Origin of the sequence: Aeromonas sp. SCS5, assembly GCF_001887375.1 — a bacterium.
GTDB lineage: Bacteria > Pseudomonadota > Gammaproteobacteria > Enterobacterales > Aeromonadaceae > Aeromonas > Aeromonas jandaei.
Window position 1 is genome coordinate 94581 of sequence record NZ_LFCS01000001.1, and the last position, 22849, is coordinate 117429.

General features: G+C 56.7%; 19 protein-coding genes. 11 read left to right on the plus strand and 8 right to left on the minus strand.

Translation table 11 applies throughout. From position 1 onward, the window contains the following. Window positions 1-12: 12 nt before the first annotated feature. Window positions 13-264, minus strand: a complete 252-nt coding sequence (locus BS300_RS00510; RefSeq protein ID WP_071910036.1) for a DUF1289 domain-containing protein — start codon at window positions 262-264, stop codon at window positions 13-15. 149 nt (window positions 265-413) lie between these two features. On the opposite strand from BS300_RS00510, the gene mltA reads away from it, so the two are divergent. Then, window positions 414-1565, plus strand: a complete 1152-nt coding sequence (gene mltA, locus BS300_RS00515; protein WP_071910038.1) for a murein transglycosylase A — start codon at window positions 414-416, stop codon at window positions 1563-1565. A gap of 142 nt (window positions 1566-1707) precedes the next feature. Here mltA and yfaE read toward each other — a convergent pair whose 3' ends face one another. The 5 genes from yfaE to ubiG form a co-directional block, all read right to left on the minus strand. Next, window positions 1708-2028 carry a class I ribonucleotide reductase maintenance protein YfaE gene (gene yfaE, locus BS300_RS00520; RefSeq protein WP_071910040.1) on the minus strand — a complete coding sequence of 107 codons (321 nt, stop codon included), beginning with the start codon at window positions 2026-2028 and terminating at the stop codon, window positions 1708-1710. Then, window positions 2025-3158 (minus strand): class Ia ribonucleoside-diphosphate reductase subunit beta, encoded by a 1134-nt coding sequence (gene nrdB / locus BS300_RS00525; RefSeq protein WP_019445145.1) that lies wholly within the window; start codon window positions 3156-3158, stop codon window positions 2025-2027. The genes yfaE and nrdB overlap by 4 nt, the downstream gene beginning before the upstream one ends. Before the next feature lie 80 nt (window positions 3159-3238). After that, window positions 3239-5506, minus strand: a complete 2268-nt coding sequence (nrdA, locus tag BS300_RS00530) for a class 1a ribonucleoside-diphosphate reductase subunit alpha (protein WP_041207840.1) — start codon at window positions 5504-5506, stop codon at window positions 3239-3241. Between the two features lie 626 nt (window positions 5507-6132). After that, window positions 6133-6819, minus strand: coding sequence for an HAD-IA family hydrolase (locus BS300_RS00535; protein WP_071910042.1), 687 nt, complete (start codon window positions 6817-6819; stop codon window positions 6133-6135). Then, a complete protein-coding gene (ubiG, locus tag BS300_RS00540) occupies window positions 6819-7535 on the minus strand; it encodes a bifunctional 2-polyprenyl-6-hydroxyphenol methylase/3-demethylubiquinol 3-O-methyltransferase UbiG (RefSeq protein WP_041207838.1) in 717 nt (238 codons plus the stop codon). The genes BS300_RS00535 and ubiG overlap by 1 nt, the downstream gene beginning before the upstream one ends. A gap of 188 nt (window positions 7536-7723) precedes the next feature. Here ubiG and gyrA point away from each other — a divergent pair, with 188 nt between their 5' ends. Further along, window positions 7724-10471: a DNA topoisomerase (ATP-hydrolyzing) subunit A gene (gyrA, locus tag BS300_RS00545; RefSeq protein ID WP_071910044.1), complete on the plus strand. Its 2748-nt coding sequence runs from the start codon at window positions 7724-7726 to the stop codon at window positions 10469-10471. A gap of 110 nt (window positions 10472-10581) precedes the next feature. On the opposite strand, the gene BS300_RS00550 is transcribed toward gyrA, so the two are convergent. Beyond that, the gene (locus BS300_RS00550) at window positions 10582-11979 is read right to left on the minus strand and encodes an alpha-amylase family protein (protein ID WP_071910046.1); all 1398 of its coding nucleotides are present in this window, start codon (window positions 11977-11979) and stop codon (window positions 10582-10584) included. Window positions 11980-12276: 297 nt separating this feature from the next. Here BS300_RS00550 and BS300_RS21340 point away from each other — a divergent pair, with 297 nt between their 5' ends. Continuing rightward, complete coding sequence (locus BS300_RS21340) at window positions 12277-12432, plus strand: hypothetical protein (RefSeq protein ID WP_167335499.1); 156 nt, start codon at window positions 12277-12279, stop codon at window positions 12430-12432. Window positions 12433-12465: 33 nt separating this feature from the next. Here the strand turns inward: BS300_RS21340 and BS300_RS00555 are convergent, their stop codons facing one another. Next, a complete protein-coding gene (locus BS300_RS00555) occupies window positions 12466-13521 on the minus strand; it encodes a PA0069 family radical SAM protein (RefSeq protein WP_071910048.1) in 1056 nt (351 codons plus the stop codon). A gap of 174 nt (window positions 13522-13695) precedes the next feature. On the opposite strand from BS300_RS00555, the gene BS300_RS00560 reads away from it, so the two are divergent. The 8 genes from BS300_RS00560 (at window position 13696) to pheT (ending at window position 22849) form a co-directional block, all read left to right on the plus strand. Continuing rightward, complete coding sequence (locus BS300_RS00560) at window positions 13696-14283, plus strand: tetratricopeptide repeat protein (RefSeq protein ID WP_042031030.1); 588 nt, start codon at window positions 13696-13698, stop codon at window positions 14281-14283. A 232-nt stretch (window positions 14284-14515) separates the two neighbouring features. After that, window positions 14516-16444: a threonine--tRNA ligase gene (thrS, locus tag BS300_RS00565; protein ID WP_033112468.1), complete on the plus strand. Its 1929-nt coding sequence runs from the start codon at window positions 14516-14518 to the stop codon at window positions 16442-16444. 21 nt (window positions 16445-16465) lie between these two features. Next, window positions 16466-16996 carry a translation initiation factor IF-3 gene (infC, locus tag BS300_RS00570; protein ID WP_156852818.1) on the plus strand — a complete coding sequence of 177 codons (531 nt, stop codon included), beginning with the start codon at window positions 16466-16468 and terminating at the stop codon, window positions 16994-16996. Window positions 16997-17082: 86 nt separating this feature from the next. Beyond that, entirely contained in the window at window positions 17083-17280 is a 198-nt protein-coding gene (gene rpmI, locus BS300_RS00575; protein ID WP_005300673.1) for a 50S ribosomal protein L35, read from the plus strand. Window positions 17281-17295: 15 nt separating this feature from the next. Then, window positions 17296-17652, plus strand: coding sequence for a 50S ribosomal protein L20 (gene rplT / locus BS300_RS00580; protein WP_005300683.1), 357 nt, complete (start codon window positions 17296-17298; stop codon window positions 17650-17652). A 562-nt stretch (window positions 17653-18214) separates the two neighbouring features. Then, window positions 18215-18787, plus strand: a complete 573-nt coding sequence (locus BS300_RS00585; RefSeq protein ID WP_071910327.1) for a thiol:disulfide interchange protein DsbA/DsbL — start codon at window positions 18215-18217, stop codon at window positions 18785-18787. 678 nt (window positions 18788-19465) lie between these two features. Further along, window positions 19466-20449, plus strand: coding sequence for a phenylalanine--tRNA ligase subunit alpha (pheS, locus tag BS300_RS00590; protein ID WP_011706167.1), 984 nt, complete (start codon window positions 19466-19468; stop codon window positions 20447-20449). A 12-nt stretch (window positions 20450-20461) separates the two neighbouring features. Beyond that, a complete protein-coding gene (gene pheT, locus BS300_RS00595; RefSeq protein WP_071910050.1) occupies window positions 20462-22849 on the plus strand; it encodes a phenylalanine--tRNA ligase subunit beta in 2388 nt (795 codons plus the stop codon).

Here is a 22849-nt window from a genome sequence, read left to right on the forward strand (position 1 = left end):
ACCAAGAGAAGATCAAAAATCCCAGCCCGGTTGTTCTGGCTGCTCGGGTTGAGCTCCTTCCTGTGCTTTGCGGCGGGCGGCTTCGACCCGCGCCTTGCGGGCGCGGCACAGACGCATTACATCCTGCTGCTGGGCGGGGGTCATGGCGAGCCAGTTGAAACGCTCTTCGCGGCTGCGCAAACACCCTTTGCAGTAGCCCTTGTTGTTCACTTCGCAGACCCCGATGCAGGGGCTCTGCAGCGGGAAGATCTCGAGCTGTTCCATCCATCACCTCGCACATCCTGTCACCTTGTTATAACCCAGCTGTCACCTTTGGCGAAATCCCTCTTCAAGTGATTGATGTCATTTGCTTTCCCCCTGCAAATTTGGCATCTTCCCCGCCGAGCATGGCTATTGGCGTTATATGAGGACATATGAATAAACACGCGTACTGGCTGACCGCCGTGGTGCTGGGTCTGGCCGGGTGTGCAGGCAACTCTGAGCAAAATCAGGTGCCCCAAAAACAGACCGACAACAGATGTTTCCTTAACTGCGAGGTGCCAGTAAATCTGGGCAAGCAGTATCTGGACGGCACCTTGCCGGGGGAGCTGGTCAGGGTTGAGCGGGTCAATAGCCGTGCGCGAGCCGATTACAGCAAGTTTGGCCCGCAGAGTCGGCTGGTGCTGGAGCGCTCCGGCAAGATGAATCGCCGTTATGGTGAGCTCTACCACAAGCTCTCCCGCTGGGTGGCCAATGGCGGCAACCCTGCCGACATCACCCGTTACGGTATCAGCCTGGCCCAGCTGGGCGGGGCGGATCGGATGGGTAACGTGCTCTTCACCGGCTACTACTCGCCGGTGCTGGAGGTGCGTCGTCGTCCCGATGCCAAGTACAAATATCCCATCTATGCCATGCCCAACTGTGGCAGCCGTTGTCCGACCCGGGCCCAGATCCATCAGGGGGCGCTGGCCAACCGCGGGCTGGAGCTGGGTTACAGCAAATCCCTTATCGACAACTTCCTGATGGATGTGCAGGGTTCCGGTTTCGTTCACTATGGCGATGAGGATCGGCTGCAATATCTGGGCTACAGCGGCAAGAACGGTCACGGTTACGTGAGTATCGGCCGGGTGCTGATCGACCGCGGTGAAGTGCCCAAAGAGCAGATGTCGATGAAAGCCATCAAGGATTGGGCTAGCCGCCAGCCGGAGGAGAGCGTCAAGGAGCTGGTGGAGCAGAACCCCTCCTATGTCTTCTTCGAGCGCCGTCCGACCAACGATGTGATCGGCGCTGCCGGTATTCCGCTGCTGCCGATGGCGGCCGTTGCTGCCGACAAGACCCTGTTGCCGATGGGTACCCCGATCCTCGCCGAAGTGCCGTTGCTCGACAAAGAGGGCAACTGGACCGGCAAACATCAGCTGCGTTTGTTGATTGCGCTGGATGTGGGCGGCGCGGTGAAGAAGGGCCACCTCGACCTCTATCACGGCATGGGCGAGAAGGCCGGTGTCGCAGCGGGTCACTACAAGCACTTCGGCCGGGTCTGGAAGCTGGGTCTGCATCACGGGCCGACTGCCGCGCCCTGGTTGTAATGTCTGTGCTGGCAGGTTGAGCAGCCAGCAGCCCACTTAGGTATCGAGTAGGCATCGAGATGGATCTAAAAAAGCCGCCGGAGCAATCCGGCGGCTTTTTGTTTTGCTCTCTTTGGCTGCGCACGAGGTGCTGCAAGCGGGATCAGCGTTTCTGAATATCCAGCTTGATGGCGCCGACCGGCTTGCAGCAGCAGGGGAGACACTCCCCCTGGGAGACAAAGGCGAGCGGCACATTGGGGTAGTGCACCTTGCCCGCGATGAGCGGGGTGCGGCAGGCACCGCAATAGCCGCTGCGGCACTGGAACTCGACCCGATGGCCGTGGCGTTCCAGGGTTTCCAGCACGCTTTCGCCGGGATGAGCGTGCAGCACGCCATCCCGGGTATGTACCCGTGGTGTCTGTCCCGCCTGCTGTTCGGCAGGCGAGTGTGGGGCAGGGGTCAGCGTGTTGGTGGCGTCACTCACAGCTCGAAATCGCCCAGATCGTCGGCATTCACTTCGCTGTCGATCTGACCCACCAGATAGGAGCTTACCTCCACCTCTTGCGGAGCGACCTGCACGTTGTCGGACGACAGCCAGGTGTTGATCCAGGGGATCGGGTTCTGCTTGGTGCCGGCAAAGGCTGGCTGCAGACCGACGGCGGCCATCCGCAGGTTGGTGATGTACTCGACGTACTGGCAGAGGATGTCCTTGTTCAGGCCGATCATGGAGCCGCCCTGGAACAGGTACTCGGCCCACTCTTTCTCCTGAATGGCCGCCTCTTTGAACAGCTCGAAGCAGGCCTGTTCGCACTCGGCGGCGATCTCGGCCATCTCGGGGTCGTCCTGACCGCTGCGCATCAGGTTCAGCATGTGCTGGGTACCGGTCAGATGCAGTGCCTCATCGCGGGCGATCATTTTGATGATCTTGGCGTTGCCCTCCATCAGCTCGCGCTCGGCGAAGGCAAAGGAGCAGGCGAAGCTGACGTAGAAGCGGATCGCTTCCAGCGCGTTGACGCTCATCAGGCAGAGATAGAGCTTCTTCTTGAGCTCGCGCAAGGTGATGGTCACCTCGCGGCCAGCGACAGTATGGGTCCCTTCACCGTGCAGGTTGTAGAGGGCGGTCGCTTCGATCAGGTCGTCGTAGAAGTGGCTGATGGAGCCGGCGCGCTTCAGGATCTGCTCGTTGGTCACGATGTCGTCGAACACCTGGGCGGGGGTGTTGACGATATTGCGGATGATGTGGGTGTAGGAGCGAGAGTGGATAGTCTCGGAGAACGCCCAGGTCTCGATCCAGGTTTCCAGCTCCGGAATGGAGACCAGCGGCAGCAGCGCCACGTTGGGGCTGCGACCCTGAATGGAGTCCAGCAGGGTCTGGTACTTCAGGTTGGAGATGAAGATGTGCTGCTCGTGGGGGGGCAGGGCCTGATAGTCGATGCGATCACGGGACACATCCACCTCTTCCGGGCGCCAGAAGAAGGAGAGTTGTTTTTCGATCAGCCGCTCGAACACTTCGTGCTTTTGCTGGTCATAACGGGCTACGTTGACCGATTGGCCAAAAAACATCGGCTCTTTGAGCTGGTCGTTTTGGGTTTGGCAGAAAGTTGAATAGGCCATGGTTACCAGAATGTCTGTATGGAGAAAACAGGAGAGCGGGAGCTTGTCGCTCCCGCCCGGTTATCAGATCTTGCCGTGACTTAGATTTTGCAAGCCCCGCCAGCGCAACCGTCATCTTGCAGATCGGTCTGGGCATCGTCCGCACCATCACGGGTGTTGTGATAGTAGAGGGTCTTGAGGCCGTATTTGTAGGCGGTCAGCAAGTCCTTCAGCAGCTGCTTCATCGGCACCTTGTTGCCTTCGAAACGGGCCGGGTCGTAGTTGGTGTTGGCGGAAATCGCCTGATCCACAAACTTCTGCATGATACCGACCAGCTGCAGGTAGCCGTCGACGCTCGGTTGCTTCCAGAGCAGTTCGTATTGATCTTTCAGGCGATCATACTCGGGCACCACCTGTTTGAGAATGCCGTCCTTGGAGGCCTTGACCGACACCAGACCGCGCGGCGGCTCGATGCCGTTGGTGGCGTTGGAGATCTGGCTGGAGGTCTCGCTCGGCATCAGGGCGGTCAGGGTGGAGTTGCGCAGGCCAACAGACTTGATCTCTTCGCGCAGGCTTTCCCAATCCAGATGCAGCGGCTCGTTGCACAGCGCATCCAGATCCTTCTTGTAGGTGTCGATCGGCAGGATGCCCTGGGCATAGGTGGTCTCGCCAAACAGCGGGCAGGGGCCGAATTCACGGGCCAGCTGCACGGAGGCTTTCAGCAAATAGTACTGGATCGCCTCGAAGGTGCGGTGAGTCAGCGCCAGACCGGAGCCGTCAGAGTAGCGGGCACCGTTTTTGGCCAGGTAGTAGGCGTAGTTGATGACGCCAATCCCCAGAGTACGACGACCCATGCTGCCACGCTTGGCGGCGGCAATCGGGTAGTCCTGATAGTCGAGCAGGGCATCGAGGGCACGCACGGCCAGATCGGCCATCTCTTCCAGATCTTCCAGCTTGTCGATGGCACCCAGGTTGAAGGCGGAGAGGGTGCACAGGGCGATCTCGCCGTTCTCGTCGTCGATGTTGTTGAGCGGCTTGGTCGGCAGCGCAATCTCGAGACAGAGGTTGGACTGGCGTACCGGCGCCACGCTCGGATCAAACGGGCTGTGGGTGTTGCAGTGATCGACGTTCTGGATGTAGATGCGACCGGTACCGGCACGCTCTTGCATCATCAGGGAGAAGAGATCGACTGCCTTGAGGGTCTTCTTGCGAATGGCAGGATCCTGCTCGTACTTGACGTAGAGCTCTTCAAACTTGTCCTGATCGGCAAAGAAGGCATCGTACAGACCCGGCGCATCGGACGGGGAGAACAGGGTGATGTCACCGCCCTTGATGAGGCGCTGGTACATCAGCTTGTTGATCTGCACGCCGTAGTCCATGTGACGGACACGGTTCTCTTCCACGCCGCGGTTGTTCTTCAGCACCAGCAGGCTTTCCACTTCGGTGTGCCACAGCGGGTAGAACAGGGTCGCCGCACCGCCGCGCACGCCGCCCTGGGAGCAGCACTTCACGGCAGTCTGGAAGTATTTGTAGAAGGGGATGCAACCGGTGTGGAACGCTTCGCCGCCACGGATCGGGCTGCCCAGACCGCGGATACGGCCGGCGTTGATGCCGATACCGGCGCGCTGGGAAACGTAACGCACGATGGAGCTGGCGGTGGCGTTGATGGAGTCCAGGCTGTCGTCGCACTCGATCAGTACACAGGAGCTGAACTGACGGGTCGGGGTGCGCACGCCGCTCATGATCGGGGTCGGCAGGGAGATCTTGAAGGTCGAGACCGCATCATAGAAGCGCTTGATGTAGTCCAGACGGGTATCTTTCGGATACTTGGAGAAGAGGCAGGCCGCTACCAGGATGTAGAGGAACTGCGGGCTCTCGTAGATCTCGCCGGTGACGCGGTTTTGTACCAGATACTTGCCTTCCAGCTGCTTGACCGCCGCGTAGGAGAAGTTCATGTCGCGCCAGTGATCCATGTGCGCGTTCAGCTCTTCGAATTCGGCCTGGGTGTAGTCTTCCAGCAGGTGTTTGTCGTACTTGCCCATGTCCACCAGACGAGCCACGTGCTGGTAGAGGTGGGGCGGTTCGAACTGGCCGTAGGCCTTCTTGCGCAGGTGGAAGATGGCCAGACGGGCTGCCATGTACTGGTAGTCCGGAGTCTGCTCGGAGATGAGGTCAGCCGTTGCCTTGATAATGGTTTCGTGAATGTCGGCGGTACGGATACCGTCATAGAACTGGATGTGGGACTTGAGCTCTACCTGGGAGACCGACACGTTGTCGAGCCCCTCGGCGGCCCAGTCCAGCACGCGGTGAATTTTATCCAGATCGATGGGTTCTTTGTGTCCGTTACGCTTCGTCACAAACAAGTTCATTGGCTGATGACCTTTAGTTGATTCCCGAAAAACCATCGCACGCCACCCGGCTGCTGGCGGTCACAGGAGAACGGGCCGGTGCAGTTGTTGGGTAACTATTGTGCGATGAATCACAAGATATAGTGTTATTTTGATGTCGAGCTACAAGATAGTGAGGTCGACTGCGCATTGCAATGTGTGGATAACTGGCTTGCTGTGGATAAATTGTGGGTGTTGTTGTCTCTGTTAGTGGTTGCTCACAGTGAGCGGGTTTTCATTCGTCCGCTTCGTCAAATGCAAGCCTCCCGATCGAAGATGGAAAATTTAAATAACTTTTTTTGCTTGCGAAAAGGGGGCCTTTTTACTAGCAAACGCCTGCTGATTATCCCTTGCCCAACAAGGGACAAAAGCTGTCCAGCGCTCGGTTGTCACTGCAAAATGTGAAGCGCACTTTCTCGGTCTGCTTGTTGACAGTTGCCTCAGCGAAACGGGAGCAAGGTTGTCATATGGACTCTTTGCGACGGTTAAAGTTGCCTTGGTGATCCACCTACGCTCTCTTCTCGTTAGCTGTCGGGGACAGGAGAAGGCCGTAAAAAAGGGCATCAACCTTTGATGCCCCAACTCTTGCAACGTCACGACCGGCAGTTTCAGCCCAGCTCGTAGCGCAGCCAGTGGTGCAGCGCCTGCACGGTATCAAAGTGCAGATCGGCGCCCCACTCGGCGGGATTCTCGTTATCGTTCAGATAGCCCCAGCCAGCGACCGCAGTGCGCATGCCAGCGTTGCGGCCCGCTTCGATGTCACGCACATGATCCCCCACATAGAGGCAGTGGCTCGCTTCGACCCCAAGCTTCTCGCAGGCAAAATACATGGGGGCTGGGTCGGGCTTGCGTACCGGCAGGGTATCGGCACTGACGGTAACGCCGCAGCTGGCCAGTTCCGGCAAAGCGGCCAATAGAGGTTCAGTGAGAAAAGCCGGCTTGTTGGTGACGATGCCCCAGGGCAGCTGCTTCTCGTCGAGCCACTCGATGAGATCCACCATCCCCTCATAGGGGCGGGTGCCGACGCAGAGATTGGCTGAGTAGTAGTCGAGCAGGGCACTGCGCAGGCGGGTAGCCCCCAGCTCTTCCAGCAGATCCTCGCCTAGTCCCGCCCTGAGCAGCCCGAGGGCGCCGTGGGAGGTGGTCTGGCGAATGATCTCGTCAGAAAGCGGCGCAAAGCCTTCGCTTATCAGCACGTGATTGACGGCGGCGCCCAGATCCGGCGCCGTGTCGAGCAGGGTGCCGTCCAGATCGAACAGCACGCAGCCAAGGGGCTGCGGGTGAGAGGTGCTCATCAGCCGTGCTCCGGGCGGATGAACTCCACCATATAGTTGACGTCGACGTTGCGACCGAGCCGGAAGCTGTTGGAGAGTGGCGCATAGTGGACGCCGCTCATGTCGCGCACCAACAGGCCTGCGGCTTCACCCATGCGACAGAGTTCGGCGGGCATGATGAACTTTTTATGGTCGTGAGTCCCCTTGGGCACCATCTTCATCAGGTACTCGGCGCCAAGGATCATCATCAGATAGGATTTGGGGTTGCGATTGATGGTGGAGACGAACACCCGGCCACCCGGGCGCACCAGGGTGGCGATGGCGCGCAGCACAGAAGCGGGGTCAGGCACGTGCTCCAGCATCTCCATGCAGGTGACCACATCATACTGGCCGGGTGCTTCTTCAGCGTGTGCTTCGGCAGTGATCTGGCGGTACTCGAGCTCGACCCCCTGCTCCAGGGCGTGCAGGCGGGCGACGCCAAGGGGCTCCTTGCCCATGTCGATACCGGTCACCTGTGCCCCGCGGCGCGCCATGCTCTCGGCGAGGATGCCGCCGCCACAGCCGATGTCGAGCACGCGCTTGCCAAACAGGCCGCCGCTCTTGTTGGTTATCCAGTCAAGGCGCACCGGATTGATCTGGTGCAGGGGCTTGAACTCCCCCTCCATGTCCCACCAGCGAGAGGCGATGGCTTCAAATTTGGCGATTTCGGTCAGGTCGACATTGGCGTCACTGTTCATTTATCGAAGATCCTGTGGCAGGGCGCGCAGAGCCGGTCACTCGCGCGCAATCTATTGTCCTGGCGGGCATTATAACGGACGGACTTTGTCAAACCAGCCCGATTTGTGGCTTAAGGAATCCGCCTTGGTGTGTTACCATGTCGCGCTGTTTAAGCCAAAGAACAACTAATTAGGGATTAAGGCTTTCTATGAGCGATCTGGCCAGAGAGATCACGCCGGTCAACATCGAAGAAGAGCTCAAGAGTTCCTATCTTGATTACGCCATGAGCGTGATCGTAGGACGAGCTCTGCCGGATGTGCGTGATGGCTTGAAACCGGTTCACCGCCGCGTTCTGTATGCAATGAACGAGCTGGGGAACGACTGGAACAAGCCCTATAAAAAATCGGCCCGTGTGGTCGGTGACGTAATCGGTAAATATCACCCGCACGGCGATAGCGCTGTGTATGACACAATCGTCCGGATGGCGCAGGATTTCTCCATGCGCTACATGCTGGTCGACGGTCAGGGCAACTTCGGTTCGGTCGATGGCGACAGCGCCGCGGCCATGCGTTACACCGAAGTGCGGATGGCACGCATCTCCCACGAGCTGCTGGCCGATCTGGACAAAGAGACCGTGGACTGGGTGCCGAACTATGACGGCACCGAGATGATCCCGGCTGTCATGCCCACCAAGGTTCCCAATCTGCTGGTCAACGGCTCTTCCGGTATTGCGGTGGGCATGGCGACCAACATTCCGCCTCACAACCTCACCGAGATTGTCAACGGCTGCCTGGCGCTGATCGAAAACGGCGACCTCACCATTGACGAGCTGATGACCTACATCACCGGCCCGGATTTTCCCACTGGTGGCATTATCAACGGTCGTTCCGGCATCGTGCAGGCGTACCGTACCGGTCGTGGCTCCATCTATGTGCGGGCCAAGGCTGAAGTGGAAGTGGACGAAAAGACCAGTCGCGAGACCATCATCGTTCACGAAATTCCCTATCAGGTGAACAAGGCGCGTCTGATCGAGAAGATCGCCGAGCTGGTCAAAGACAAAAAGATCGAAGGTATCAGTGCCCTGCGCGACGAGTCCGACAAGGACGGTATGCGCATCGTTATCGAGATCAAGCGCGGCGAGTCCGGCGAGATTGTGCTGAACAATCTCTACAAGCACACCCAGATGCAGACCACGTTCGGCATCAACATGGTGGCGCTCGATAACAACCAGCCCAAGGTGATGAACCTTAAAGAGATCCTGGATGCGTTCCTGCTGCACCGCCGCGAAGTGGTGACCCGCCGGACCGTGTTCGAACTGCGCAAGGCGCGGGATCGGGCGCACATCCTGGAAGGTCTGGCGGTTGCGCTGGCCAACATCGATCCGGTTATCGAACTGATCCGTCACAGTGCCACCCCGGCTGACGCGAAAGCGGGCCTGGTTGCCAAGGGCTGGGAGCTCGGCAACGTCGCTGCCATGCTGGAAAAAGCGGGTGACGACGCGGCGCGCCCCGAGTGGCTGGAGCCCGAGTTCGGCATTCGCGACGGTTACTACTACCTGACCGAGCAGCAGGCACAGGCCATCCTTGACCTGCGTCTGCACAAGCTGACCGGCCTTGAGCACGAGAAGATCCTGGAAGAGTATCAGGAGCTGCTGGATCTCATCGCCGAGCTGCTGCACATCCTGGCGAGCCCGGTTCGTCTGATGGAAGTGATCCGCGATGAGCTGCTGGCCGTGCGCGACCAGTATGGCGACGAGCGTCGTACCGAAATCAGCATGTCCAGTGCCGAGATCAACATCGAAGATCTGATCACCCCGGAAGACGTGGTGGTGACTCTGTCCCACCAGGGTTACGTGAAGTATCAGCCGCTCTCCGATTACGAAGCTCAGCGCCGTGGCGGCAAGGGCAAGTCCGCGACCCGGATCAAGGAAGAGGACTTCGTCGAGCGTCTGCTGGTGGCCAACACCCACGATACCATTCTGTGCTTCTCTACCCGCGGCAAGGTCTACTGGCTCAAGGTTTATCAGCTGCCGGAAGCGTCCCGTGGCGCCCGTGGTCGTCCCATCATCAACCTGCTGCCGCTGGAAGAGGGTGAGCGCATCACCGCCATTCTGCCGGTCAAGGAGTATGATGCCGAGAAGTATGTGTTCTTCGCGACCGCCAACGGTACCGTGAAGAAGACCAGTCTCTCCGACTTCAGCCGTCCGCTCTCCTCCGGTATCCGTGCCATCAACCTCAAAGAGGGCGATGAGCTGATCGGGGTGGATATCACCGATGGCAGCAACGAGATCATGCTCTTCTCTGATGCGGGCAAGGTTGTTCGCTTCGCTGAAGGCAGCGGTCGCGCCGATGCGGATGCCAGCGATGAGGTCGAAACCGACGACGATGCCGGCAACGACGATGATGGCAGCGACAACGGCGAAGGCACTGAAAGCAAGGGTACCTTCAAGGGCGTGCGTCCGATGGGCCGTACCGCCGCCGGTGTTCGTGGTATCAAGCTGGCTGCTGGCGACAAGGTGGTTTCCCTTATCGTTCCGCGCGGCGAAGGTGCCATCCTCACCGCCACCGAGAACGGTTACGGCAAGCGTACCGCACTCGATGAGTACCCGACCAAGAGCCGTGGTACCCAGGGCGTTATCTCCATCAAGGTGGACGATCGCAACGGCAAGGTCATCGATGCCATCCAGGTTGAAGAGACCGATCAGATCATGCTGATCACCAACGGCGGCACTCTGGTGCGTACCCGTGTGGCCGAGGTGAGCATTATCGGTCGCAACACCGGTGGTGTGCGTCTGATCCGTACCGGTGAAGATGAAACCGTAGTCGGTTTGCAGCGTATCGCCGAAAGCGATGAAGACGAGACCGATGCAGTGGTTGCTGAGGGTGAGGTGTCCGAAGGCACTGATACCGCAGCAGACGCCGCCGGTTCCGTTGATGGCGAGGCGGGCGACGAGTAATCGTTCCCCCCTTGCTGCAGCAGATAAAAAGAGCGACCTTGCGGTCGCTCTTTTATTTTCTTCGTTTGGATGTTTTCTTCACTTGGGCCCGCGATGCCGGGGCATCATCATTACTCCTGCAGCCACATTCTGGCGCTGCGAGCAGGGATCGCCAGCCGTACCCACTGACTTTGCACCTTGACCACCGCATTCTGATCGAGCACATCCCGGTAGTTTCGATACCAGTTCATCTCGTACTTGGCGGTATCGAGCCAGTACTCCTGCTCCTGCCCGCATTTGTTGATACCAACCAGCCCCTGTTTGCCGCGTTTGAACAGTACGAAACAGTTGTCGCTGCCGATCAGCTGCATCGGTTGGCCCTGAACCGCGTTGTGGAAGCGGATCATCCCCTTGAGATCGGCGCGCTGGTAGTAGTCCTGCCAGCGCAAGCCATCCTTGTCTCGGGTTTCGCCATGATCGGAGTAGACCAGTGGCGAGCCACCATCGCGCCCGAGCAGGTAGGCATAGGCCAGCGACTCGTCTGTCTGGTTCAGGATCTGGTAGCGGAAGCCGTCATTGGTGGGGATGTCGTGGGTGACCGCGAAGGTGACCGCACGGCTGCCAGGCAGTGCCTGACCATAAGCACCCGGATCGGCCAGCAGGTTCATGCTGCCACCGTAACTGAAGGCGCCGCGCAGGGAAGCAAAGAGCGGGAAGTCATAGGCGCCCTGACCGCTGCTGTCGAGGTAGGGCTTGAGGAAGTTTTCATAGTCGCTGTTGCCGGCGCCCCCCGTGGTGATCACCTCGCCAAAGACGTGCATCCCCTGCTTGATTTCGGGGGTGAAGATGGCGTTGATCTGGTAATCACTCATGTGCTTGACCGCATCGACCCTAAAGCCCTTTATTCCCATCCCCTTGAGTGCCTGCAGGTAGGCCTGCTGCTGGCTCACCACCCAGTTGTTCGGGTCAAGATCCGGCAAGCCCTTGTCACTGGGTCCACCGCACAGCCGCCAGTACTGGACATGGCCCGGATTGTTCCAGTCGGTGATGCACCCTTCCGGATGAAAATCCTGACCGGAGAGGAAGTTTTGTCCCAGATCGCCAAACAGTTTCTGGCGCTCGAAGTAGCTGGGGTTGCTGGCGTAGCTCTGCAGCAGCTCGTTGCCGGGATAGTTGAGATCGCTGCGCTTCCAGCTTTCGTTGGCCATGTGATTGAGCACCACATCGGCGTAGACGGCGATACCTCGCGCCTTCATGGCGGCGATCAGCTGCTCGAGATCCTGCTTGTTGCCAAGGGGGGAGTCGACAAGGCGCAGATCCTGGGGTTGGTAACGGGCCCACCACTCGTTGCCCGAAGACTTCAGTGGCGGTGAGATGAGCACCTGTTTATAGCCGGCACTCTTGATGAGATCAGCTTTGGCGGTCACTTCACTGTACTTCCAGTTGAAGGCGTGCAGTATGACATCGGCGTGCGCCAAGGGGGCGATTAGCATACCTGCGATCGCCAGCATTCCCGCTGTGTGTTTCATTGTTATTTCCCTTTCTTGTTGTTGTGACTATGCCTGAAATGGGCAGAGCAGCTTTGGCACAACCAGGGTCAATCGCAATCGCATTCCGGTGGATTTGTGATGGATTTCAAGGTGAGTTCGCTGAAGTTGTGAGCAGTTTCAGATTTCAATGGTTCTGGTTGCTATGCTGCCGAGGTGACGTTTTTTAGTAATTTGTTTGTCACTGGCTTGTCATCACAGCGGGTTATCTTGTCCGGCGAATGATGCATCCTGACATCACACTCAGCGTGGTTCACATTGACCGCACAGGAGCTGCATATGACCAGTTGGATAACCTGGGAGATCTGGTGGAGTCGGGTATGGGGTGAAGCAGAGTTGCCAACCCGTGGTGAAGAGTCGCTGGAAGTTGCCCATGAGCCGTCACGACTCCCGGCAGAACTGTTGGAGCAGGGCAGGGATGAGCGCGCATCCTGAAGGCTTGCATGTTACGTCGCAGCCCTTGGCTTTTTAGAAGAGTGTCAGCTGTTCGCCTGGGCGGATAAAGAGATCCTCCCTTAATTGAACATGGCGTTTGCCAAGACCCAGCCGCTTGCTGATCAGGCGAAAGCGCTGGGACAACAGGTCGGCAAAGTGTCCCTCACCACGCATCCGCGTGCCAAAGGCTGCACTGTTGAGCCCGCCACCGCGGCTGGCCCGCAGCTGGTTCAGAATTGCCTCCTTCTGGCCGGGATAGTGCTCATCCAGCCAGTCACTGAACAGCGGGGCCAGCTCGTGAGGCAAGCGCAGCAGGATATAATCGGCGCAACAGGCGCCAGCGTTGGCCGCCGATTTGATGATCTGCTCCAGCTCGGGTTCATTGAGCCGCGGGATCATCGGGGCTGCCAGCACACCAACCCGTACCCCGGCGCTGGCCAGCTTCTCGACCACTTTCAAGCGACCGGCGCCCGTGCTTGCTCGGGGCTCCAGTTGTCGCCTCAGGGTTTCGTTCAAGGTTGTCACCGACACCATCACCTGACAGAGCCCTTCTGTGGCGAGTTCGCTCAGCAAGTCGAGATCGCGCAATATCATGGCGCTTTTGGTGATAAGCCCCACTGGATGGCGATGGGCCAGCATCACTTCCAGCAGTTGACGGGTGAGACGATAGCGCTGCTCAACAGGCTGGTAGGGGTCGGTATTGGCGCCGATGACGATGCTCTGTGGCTGATACGCCGGTTTGGCAAACTCCCGGCGCAGCAACTCGGCTGCATTGAGCTTGGCAAACAGTTTGGTTTCGAAATCGAGGCCCGGGGAGAGCTCCAGATAGGCGTGGCTGGGCCTTGCATAGCAATAGATGCAGCCGTGTTCGCACCCCTGATAGGGGTTGATGGAGCGGCCAAAGGGCACATCCGGCGAGCTGTTGTAACTGATAATGCTGCGGGCCTCTATTTCGCGTACTTCTGTGCCGGGGGCAGAGGCTGTGAAGGCGGCATCCCAATCGGAAGAGTGCCAGCCATCGTCGACCGTCTCGATCCTCGGGCCGTTGAAACGGTGGTCGATATTGTGGTTGCTGCCTCGTCCGGCCATGAATTTCATCTTTACTGTATGTGTATACAGTTATTTTGAGATCATCGCTCACCAAAGACAAGTCTCTTTCTTACTACCCGACTTTAAATTGCATCGACAGGGCATCTCTGGCTTGATCCGGCGGCTACATTTCGTTTACATAAACAAAGTGCGAACTGGATCACGGAAATCGATATGAGCCCAACCACGACTCGCTGGCTGTTCATTGCGCTGATCGCCCTGGTTATCTGGCGGCTTGTTCCGCTCACCACGGAGCAGGAGCTGGCATCGGCCAACCGTGCCTGGCGAACCGGCCATTTTGATGAGGCAACCCGGATCTGGTCGCCGCTGGCCGAGCAAGGGCAACCAAGGGCACAGGCGCTGATGGGCTGGAGCCATGAAGTGGGGCAGGGGAGCGAGCAGGATATCAATCGGGCCATCACGCTCTATCGCCAGTCGGCGCAGGCAGGCGATCCCTTCGGCCAATACCGGTTGGCGGACGCCTATTTGCGCGGCGCCGGGGTGAAGCGGGATCTGCGCGAAGCCTTTCACTGGATGGATCTTGCCGCCCGCAATGGCGATGTGCCGGCGATGCTGAAAGTCGGGGTGCTCCATTTGATGGGGGCGAGCGGGCGTGTCGATCTCTCGCAGGGGAAACAGTGGCTCTATCAGGCAGCGCAAAAGGGGAACAAACTGGCGCTTCACGTGCTGCAACAACTGGCCCTGGCCGAGGAGGGGGCCAGCGATTTTGACTTCAACTGGCAGCCGCTGCTTGGTGAATAGTCGGCAAGCATCTCATTTAACTGTAGAAAATCTCATCAAACCCGATACAGCCACGGTTACTTCTGGTAGCATGGGGCCGTTTTGGCTTGGTTTGTCACCTTGAACCTTTCGTTCGGATGGCGGGCCGTCTTCGCAAAGTGCTGTGGAGAACCAGAACATCACCTTTTTGAATCTCTTTTCCATCCCGCATGTGACCTTTGGTAGGGGTCACCACTGTATAAGGAAACATATAATGCCAATCATTACTCTGCCTGACGGCAGCCAACGTCAATTTGCCCACTCTGTTTCCGTCATGGATGTGGCTGCGGACATCGGTCCCGGTCTCGCCAAGGCGTGCATTGCCGGTCGGGTAAACGGTGAACTGGTGGATGCGTGCGAGCTGATCGAAGCCGATGCCTCGCTGGCCATCATCACTGCCAAAGACGAAGAAGGTCTGGACATTCTGCGCCACTCCTGCGCCCACTTGCTGGGTCACGCTATCAAGCAACTCTGGCCCCAGACCAAGATGGCCATCGGTCCCGTCATCGACAACGGCTTCTACTATGACGTTGATCTTGACCGAACCCTGACCGATGAAGATCTGGCTGCCCTGGAAGAGCGCATGCTGGCGCTGGTAGCCAAGGATTACGACGTTATCAAGAAAAAGGTCTCCTGGCAGGAAGCGCGCGACGTGTTCGCTGCCCGTGGCGAGACCTACAAGGTTGAAATCCTGGATCAGAACATTGCCCGTGATGACAAGCCCGGTCTTTATCATCACGAAGAGTACATCGACATGTGTCGTGGCCCGCACGTGCCCAACATGCGTCACTGCCACCACTTCAAGTTGCTGAAGATGTCCGGCGCCTACTGGCGTGGTGACTCCAACAACAAGATGCTGCAGCGTATCTACGGTACTGCCTGGGCTGACAAGAAACAGCTCAAGGCCTATCTGCAGCGTCTGGAAGAAGCCGCCAAGCGTGACCACCGCAAGATCGGCAAGCAGCTCGACCTGTATCACATGCAGGAAGAGGCGCCGGGCATGGTGTTCTGGCACAACGATGGCTGGACCATCTTCCGTGAGCTGGAAACCTTCATCCGCGGCAAGCTCAAAGAGTACGACTATCAGGAAGTGAAAGGTCCGTTCATGATGGACCGCGTCCTGTGGGAGCGTTCAGGTCACTGGGAGAAATATGCCCAGGCCATGTTCACCACCCAGTCCGAGAACCGCGAGTACGCCATCAAGCCGATGAACTGCCCGGGTCACGTCCAGATCTTCAACCAGGGTCTGAAATCCTATCGTGATCTGCCGCTGCGTATGGCCGAGTTTGGTTCTTGCCACCGTAACGAACCGTCAGGCTCCCTGCACGGTCTTATGCGGGTGCGCGGCTTCACTCAGGATGACGCGCACATCTTCTGTACTGAAGAGCAGATCATGGAAGAGGTCTCCGGCTGTATTCGCATGGTCTATGACGTCTACGGCACCTTTGGCTTCGAGAACATCGTGGTCAAGCTCTCCACTCGTCCGGAACAGCGTATCGGCTCCGACGAAATGTGGGATCGTGCCGAGCAGGCACTGGCGGAAGCGCTGGAGCTCAACGGTCTGAAATACGATCTGCAACCGGGTGAAGGTGCCTTCTACGGTCCGAAGATCGAATTTACCCTGCACGATTGTCTTGATCGTGCGTGGCAGTGTGGTACCGTGCAGCTCGACTTTGCCCTGCCGGGCCGTCTGGGCGCCACCTATGTAGGTGAAAATAACGAGCGCCACGTGCCAGTCATGATCCACCGTGCGATTCTGGGCTCCATCGAGCGCTTTATCGGTATCCTGACTGAAGAGTACGCAGGCCTGTTCCCGGCTTGGCTGGCTCCGACCCAGGCAGTGGTCATGAATATCACCGACAATCAGGCCGAATATGCAGTGAAAGTAGCCAAAGCATTGAATGATGCGGGCCTTCGTGCAAAAGCGGACTTGAGAAATGAGAAGATTGGCTTTAAAATCCGCGAGCATACTTTGAAACGAGTACCTTTCATGCTGGTCTGTGGCGATAAAGAAGTTGAAGCCGGCCAGATTGCAGTACGTACTCGTAAAGGGGCTGACCTGGGCACTTATCCTGTTGAAGAGTTCATCGCTCTGTTGACCCAGGAAGTTCAGACCCGCGGACAAAAGAAAGTGGAGGAATAAGCTATAAAAGGCGGAAAAAAACTGGGCAAGCAACCGCAAGCCCGCGCTCACCGGATCAATGAAGAGATCCGTCTGAAAGAAGTTCGTTTGGCTGGTCTGGATGGCGAAGCACTTGGCATCGTTTCTATCCAGGAAGCACTGAACTTGGCCGCTGAGGCCGAAGTGGATCTGGTCGAGATCAGTCCGAACGCTGAGCCGCCCGTTTGCCGGATCATGGATTACGGCAAATTCCTCTACGAAAAGAGCAAAACCACCAAAGAACAGAAGAAAAAGCAGAAAGTCGTCCAGGTCAAGGAAATCAAATTCCGTCCTGGCACTGACGAAGGCGACTATCAGGTAAAACTACGCAACCTGGTTCGCTTTCTGGAAGACGGGGACAAGGCTAAGGTCACCCTGCGCTTCCGTGGTCGTGAAATGGCACACCAGGAACTTGGTATCAAGGTTCTGGAGCGCGTCAAGAACGATCTGGAAGAGTTGGCCGTAGTCGAATCGTTCCCGAAAGTCGAAGGCCGTCAAGCTGTGATGGTTCTCGCACCTAAGAAGAAATCTTAAGGCCCACAAGAAATTGACTCATGGGGCTCGCCCCATGAGTCGGTTCGCCTTGCGATTTTGTTGTCACTCACAATGCGGAGTATGAAATGCCGAAGATGAAAACCAACCGGGGCGCCGCAAAGCGCTTCAAGAAGACTGGCTCAGGTCGCTTCAAGTGCAAGCACAACCACCTGCGTCACATCCTGACCAAGAAGAGCAGTAAGCGTAAGCGTCAGCTGGGACCGAAGTTCTTTGTTTCCGCTGCCGACCACAAACGTGTTGTCGCTTGTCTGCCGTACGCATAAGGGGGGATGTGAAAAATGCCAAGAGTTAAACGTGGTGTGACTGCTCGTGCTCGTCACAAGAAAGTAATGAAAGCCGCCAAGGGTTACTACGGCGCCCGTTCCCGTGTTTACCGCGTAGCGGTACAAGCGGTAACCAAAGCTGGTCAGTATGCCTACCGTGACCGTCGCCAGAAAAAGCGTCAGTTCCGTCAACTGTGGATTGCGCGTATCAACGCTGCTGCCCGTCAGAACGGTCTGTCCTACAGCCGTCTGATCAACGGTCTGAAGAAGGCTTCTATCGAGATCGATCGCAAGATCCTGTCCGATATCGCCGTTCACGACAAGCTGGCTTTCACCGCCCTGGTTGAAAAAGCTAAAGCAGCTCTGGTCTAATCCAGCTCTGTTATAAAAAATAAAGGAGGTTCAGGCCTCCTTTTTTGTCGGTGTAATATTTGATTTCAGTATATATATTCACTAGTAAACTAAATAAAATTGAAATTATTAATTCAAAATTATAAATCAAGTTTGATCTTATCTATCTAGCGTAATAATTTTTTCGTAACTTATAGTTACGCTGCCTTTGCGATTTTTCATCAATATTCATCTTGGTGCCTATCCTAGTTATATATAGTTATACCTAAAACTATTCTTTGCATTGTTTAATAACCACTAGGGTTAAAAGTCCAGAATCTGCGGGGTTTTGGTGTTATATTGATGCTGAAATTTCCAATAAGATAACATTGAGGTAAGAACAGATTTTACATTTTAACTTTAATATTGATAAGTTTGTTTTAAAATTAATGAACTATTGTTCTCATATGTATTGGAATTCTTGTAACAAGAGCTGATGTTTGTTCAGCTTTTAGCAAGGTCGAAATTCCTATAATGAAATTTTTGTCTGACCATCAACTGGAAGTTTTATGAAAAAATTCTTTTGATCCTTGCTGCTATCGTTATGCTTCCCTGCGCTAATGCGGCTCCAGAGTTCAAAGAGGGGGTCAACTATGATGTCCTCAAGCAAACAGCTACTGCTCAACCAGAGGTATTGGAGTTTTTCTCTTACTACTGCCCGCCATGTGCGAAATTTGAACCCATCGTTGAGCAGTTACAACATGACCTCCCCAAAGAGGTAGCGATCAGGAAGAATCCGGTCGCTTTTTTTGGGCGCGATATGGCCCAAGAGATGCAACGGGCTTATGCAACCTCAACACTACTTAATGTTGAAAGCAAGTTAACTCCATCACTCTTTCATAAAATCCAGGTACAGCGCCAAGCTCCACAAAATCGTGATGATATTAAAAAGCTCTTTGTAGAGAATGGCGTACAGGTAGAGGCATTTGATAAAACGGTTGATAGCTTTGCAGTTTCATCCATGGTAAGTCAGTTCGATCGTAACACAGAGAAATATAATATTCGTAGTACCCCGACATTTATCGTCAACGGCAAGTATATGCTAAAGATTGAGTCTATCAACTCACAAGAGCAGTTCACCCAATTGATCAAATATCTTTTGGCAAAGGATGCATAATTTAATTTGCTCGGATATAACGAGAGTTATTAACTCGCTTTGTTATTTTAAATAAAATAATACAAGAGATGATGTTGAGTCATCGGCATCATCTCTTTTTATTGGAGGTAGATCTCATAGCGTCTCCGACAGATAATCAACGTTTATATTTTGTGGTTTATAGCAGGTCTTTCCCGTGATCGTATTGGAGTAGCCAAACAGGGGAGGGGGGTGATGCCCTTTATAAGCGATTATCGGGTTAACTGTCGGGTTGTATAGTATCTATCACCCTGATTCGTCCTATGGACACATCAGCAGTGACCCGCGCCAGCGTCAGAACCGTGATACAAGACCGCAGACCAGATGTCGGGTAGTGGGAACTCTACCTGGTATGTGGAGCCTCTGTATTTCTTTGTGTTTGACGGCGATCCATTGGCTTCCACGCTCATGCTCATAAGGTCGGATGGACCTATACGACACGACTTCATAGGGCGTATATATGCCAACAAACTTGGTGTTGATAACACTATTTGGAACAAGGGTAGGGGGAATTCGAGACTCACTTGATATAACAAAATGATTTCTAGGGAGAAAAGGGCGCCTTAACTATGGTCAGCGAAGGGGCTTTTTTTGTATTATTCCCCTCTTGACCTTATTTAGCCTAAAGGCTCCTGTACCGGGAGTGGTGACGAGGAAGACATGCAACAGCTTGAAGAAGTAGTCGGCCAAGCCAGAGCCGAAATTGAGGGCGTAAGCGACATCGCCGCCCTCGACGAAATCCGGGTCAAATATCTGGGTAAAAAGGGCTTTTTTACCGAGCAGATGAAGGGCCTGGGTGCCTTGTCCGCTGAAGAGCGTCCCGCCGCGGGCGCCGTGATCAACCAGGCCAAACAGCAGGTTCAGGATGCCCTGAACGAGCGTCGTGAAGCCCTCGAAATCGCTGTGCTGAATCAGAAGCTGGCTGCCGAGACCATCGACGTCAGCCTGCCGGGCCGCCGCATCGAGAATGGCGGTCTGCACCCGGTGACCCGCACCATCGAGCGTATCGAGCGCCTGTTTGGCGAGATGGGCTTCAAGGTTGCCCGTGGTCCCGAGATTGAAGATGGTTTCCACAACTTCGATGCGCTGAATATTCCGGCTCACCATCCGGCGCGTACCGATCACGACACCTTCTACTTCAATCCTGATCTGATGCTGCGTACCCACACCTCCGGTGTGCAGATCCGCACCATGGAACATCAGCAACCGCCGATCCGCATCATCGCGCCGGGCCGCGTCTATCGTAACGACTACGACATGACCCACACCCCGATGTTCCATCAGGTTGAAGGTCTGCTGGTTGACGAGCATGCCAGCTTTACCGAGCTGAAGGGCATTTTGCACGATTTCCTGCGCAACTACTTCGAGGAAGATCTGACTATTCGCTTCCGTCCTTCCTACTTTCCGTTCACCGAGCCGAGCGCTGAAGTGGACGTGATGGGCAAGAACGGCAAGTGGCTGGAAGTGCTGGGTTGCGGCATGGTGCACCCGAATGTACTGCGTTCGGTCGGTATCGATCCGGAAAAATACTCCGGCTTTGCCTTCGGCATGGGCGTTGAGCGCCTGACCATGTTGCGTTACGGGGTCAACGACCTGCGTGCCTTCTTCGAAAACGACCTGCGCTTCCTCAAGCAGTTCAAGTAAGGGCGAGAGAACATGAAATTCAGTAAATCCTGGGTGATGGAGTGGGTCCGCACCGAGTTGAGTGACAATGCACTGGCCGAGCAGATCACCATGGCCGGTCTGGAAGTGGACGCCGTGGAAGCGGTGGCTGGCCAGTTCAACAACGTTGTGGTGGGTGAAGTGGTCGAGTGCGCCCAGCACCCGGATGCCGACAAACTGCGGGTGACCAAGGTCAACGTGGGTGAAGCCGAGCTGCTGGACATTGTCTGCGGCGCGCCGAACTGCCGTCAGGGCCTGAAAGTGTGTGTGGCCAAAGTAGGGGCGACCCTGCCGGGTGATTTCACCATCAAGAAAGCCAAGCTGCGTGGCCAGCCGTCCCACGGCATGCTCTGCTCCTTCAGCGAGCTGGGTATCGACGTCGAAGCCGATGGCATCATCGAGCTGCCGCTGGATGCACCCATCGGGACCGATATCCGCGAATACCTCGCACTCAATGACGTCAGCATCGATGTGGATCTGACCCCGAACCGTGCCGATTGCCTCGGCATCGCGGGTCTGGCCCGTGAAATCGGCGTGCTCAACAGCGTTGACGTAGTCGAGCCGACCTGGGCGCCGGCGGTTGCCACCATCGATGCCACCTTCCCGATCCGGGTTGAAGCGCCAGCAGATTGTCCCCGTTATCTGGGCAGAGTCATCAAGGGGCTGAACCTGCAGACCCAGAGCCCGCTCTGGATGCAGGAGAAGCTGCGTCGTGGCGGCATTCGTTCTATCGATGCCATCGTCGACATCACCAACTACCTGCTGCTGGAATACGGGCAGCCGATGCATGCCTTCGATCTGGCCAAGCTGGAAGGGGAACTGGTGGTGCGCCGTGCCCACGCTGACGAGCCGATGACCCTGCTCGACGGCAACGAGGTGAAGCTCAAAGAGAGCACTTTGGTGATTGCCGATGCCAAAGGCCCAGCCTGCATGGCAGGTATCTTCGGTGGCAATCGCACCGGTGTTTCCGAGACCACTACCGACATCCTGCTGGAGTGCGCCTTCTTCGCACCGCTCTCCATCACCGGCCGTGCCCGTGCCTACGGTCTGCACACCGATTCTTCCCACCGCTTCGAGCGCGGGGTGGATCCGGAGCTGCAGGCCAAGGTGATGGATCGTGCTACCCGCCTGCTGCTGGATATCTGCGGCGGCGAAGCCGGTCCGGTCATCGAGGTCAAATCCGATGCTCATCTGCCGAAAGCGGCACCTATCAAGCTGCGTCGCACCAAGCTCGACAAGGTGATCGGTATCAGCGTGGCAGATGCTCAGGTGGTCGAGATCCTGACCCGTCTGGGCATGCAGGTAACCGTTGACGCTGACGGCTGGACCGCGCTGGCGCCCTCCTGGCGTTTCGACATCGCCATCGAGGAAGACCTCATCGAGGAAGTGGCCCGTATCTACGGCTACAACAACATCCCGAACCTGAAACCCGCCGCCTCTCTGGCGATGGTGGAGCAGGCAGAAGGGCAGGTGACCTTGAAGCGCGTGCGCGACCTGCTGGTTGACCGCGGCTTCCAGGAAGCGATCACCTACAGCTTCGTCGATCCCAAGGCTCAGCAAACCCTGTTCCCGCAGAGCGACGCCATCGTGCTGCCCAACCCGATTTCGGTCGAGATGTCCGCCATGCGCGTCTCTCTGTTCCCGGGTCTGGTGCAGGCCGTGGTTTACAACCAGAACCGTCAGCAGCCGCGCGTGCGCCTGTTCGAGCAGGGTCTGCGCTTCATCAAGGACGAGAATGCCGAGAACGGCATCCGTCAGGAGCCGATGCTGGCCGGTATCATCACCGGCAACCAGAGCGACGAGCACTGGGACATCAAAACTCGCGCAGCCGATTTCTTTGATTTGAAAGGGGATCTTGAAGCTGTGCTGGATCTGACCGCCGAAGGGGCCACCTTCACCTTCGAGCGTGCCGAGCACAGTGCCCTGCACCCGGGTCAGAGCGCCGCCATTCTGCGCAATGGCGTGGTGATTGGTCACATTGGCGTGATCCACCCGAGCCTCGAGAAGAAGCTGGGTCTGAAGAGCCGCGCCGTCATGTTCGAACTGGAGCTGGACAAGCTGACCCCGGCCAAAGTGCCGGTTGCTGCCGAAGTATCCAAGTTCCCGGCTAACCGTCGTGACATCGCCGTGGTGGTTGATCGTCAGGTTCTGGCAGGGGATGTTCTGGCAGTAATTAAAAAAGTTGGCGGAAATCAGGTAGTTGGAATAAACTTGTTTGACGTATACCAGGGTGCTGGTATGGCTGAGGACAAGAAGAGCCTGGCCATCAGTCTTGTTCTGCAAGATACCCAGCGCACCCTGGAGGAGAAAGAGATTGCCGAGACCGTAGACAATGTCGTGCGGGCCCTTGGTGAAGAGTTGAATGCATCCTTGAGGGATTGA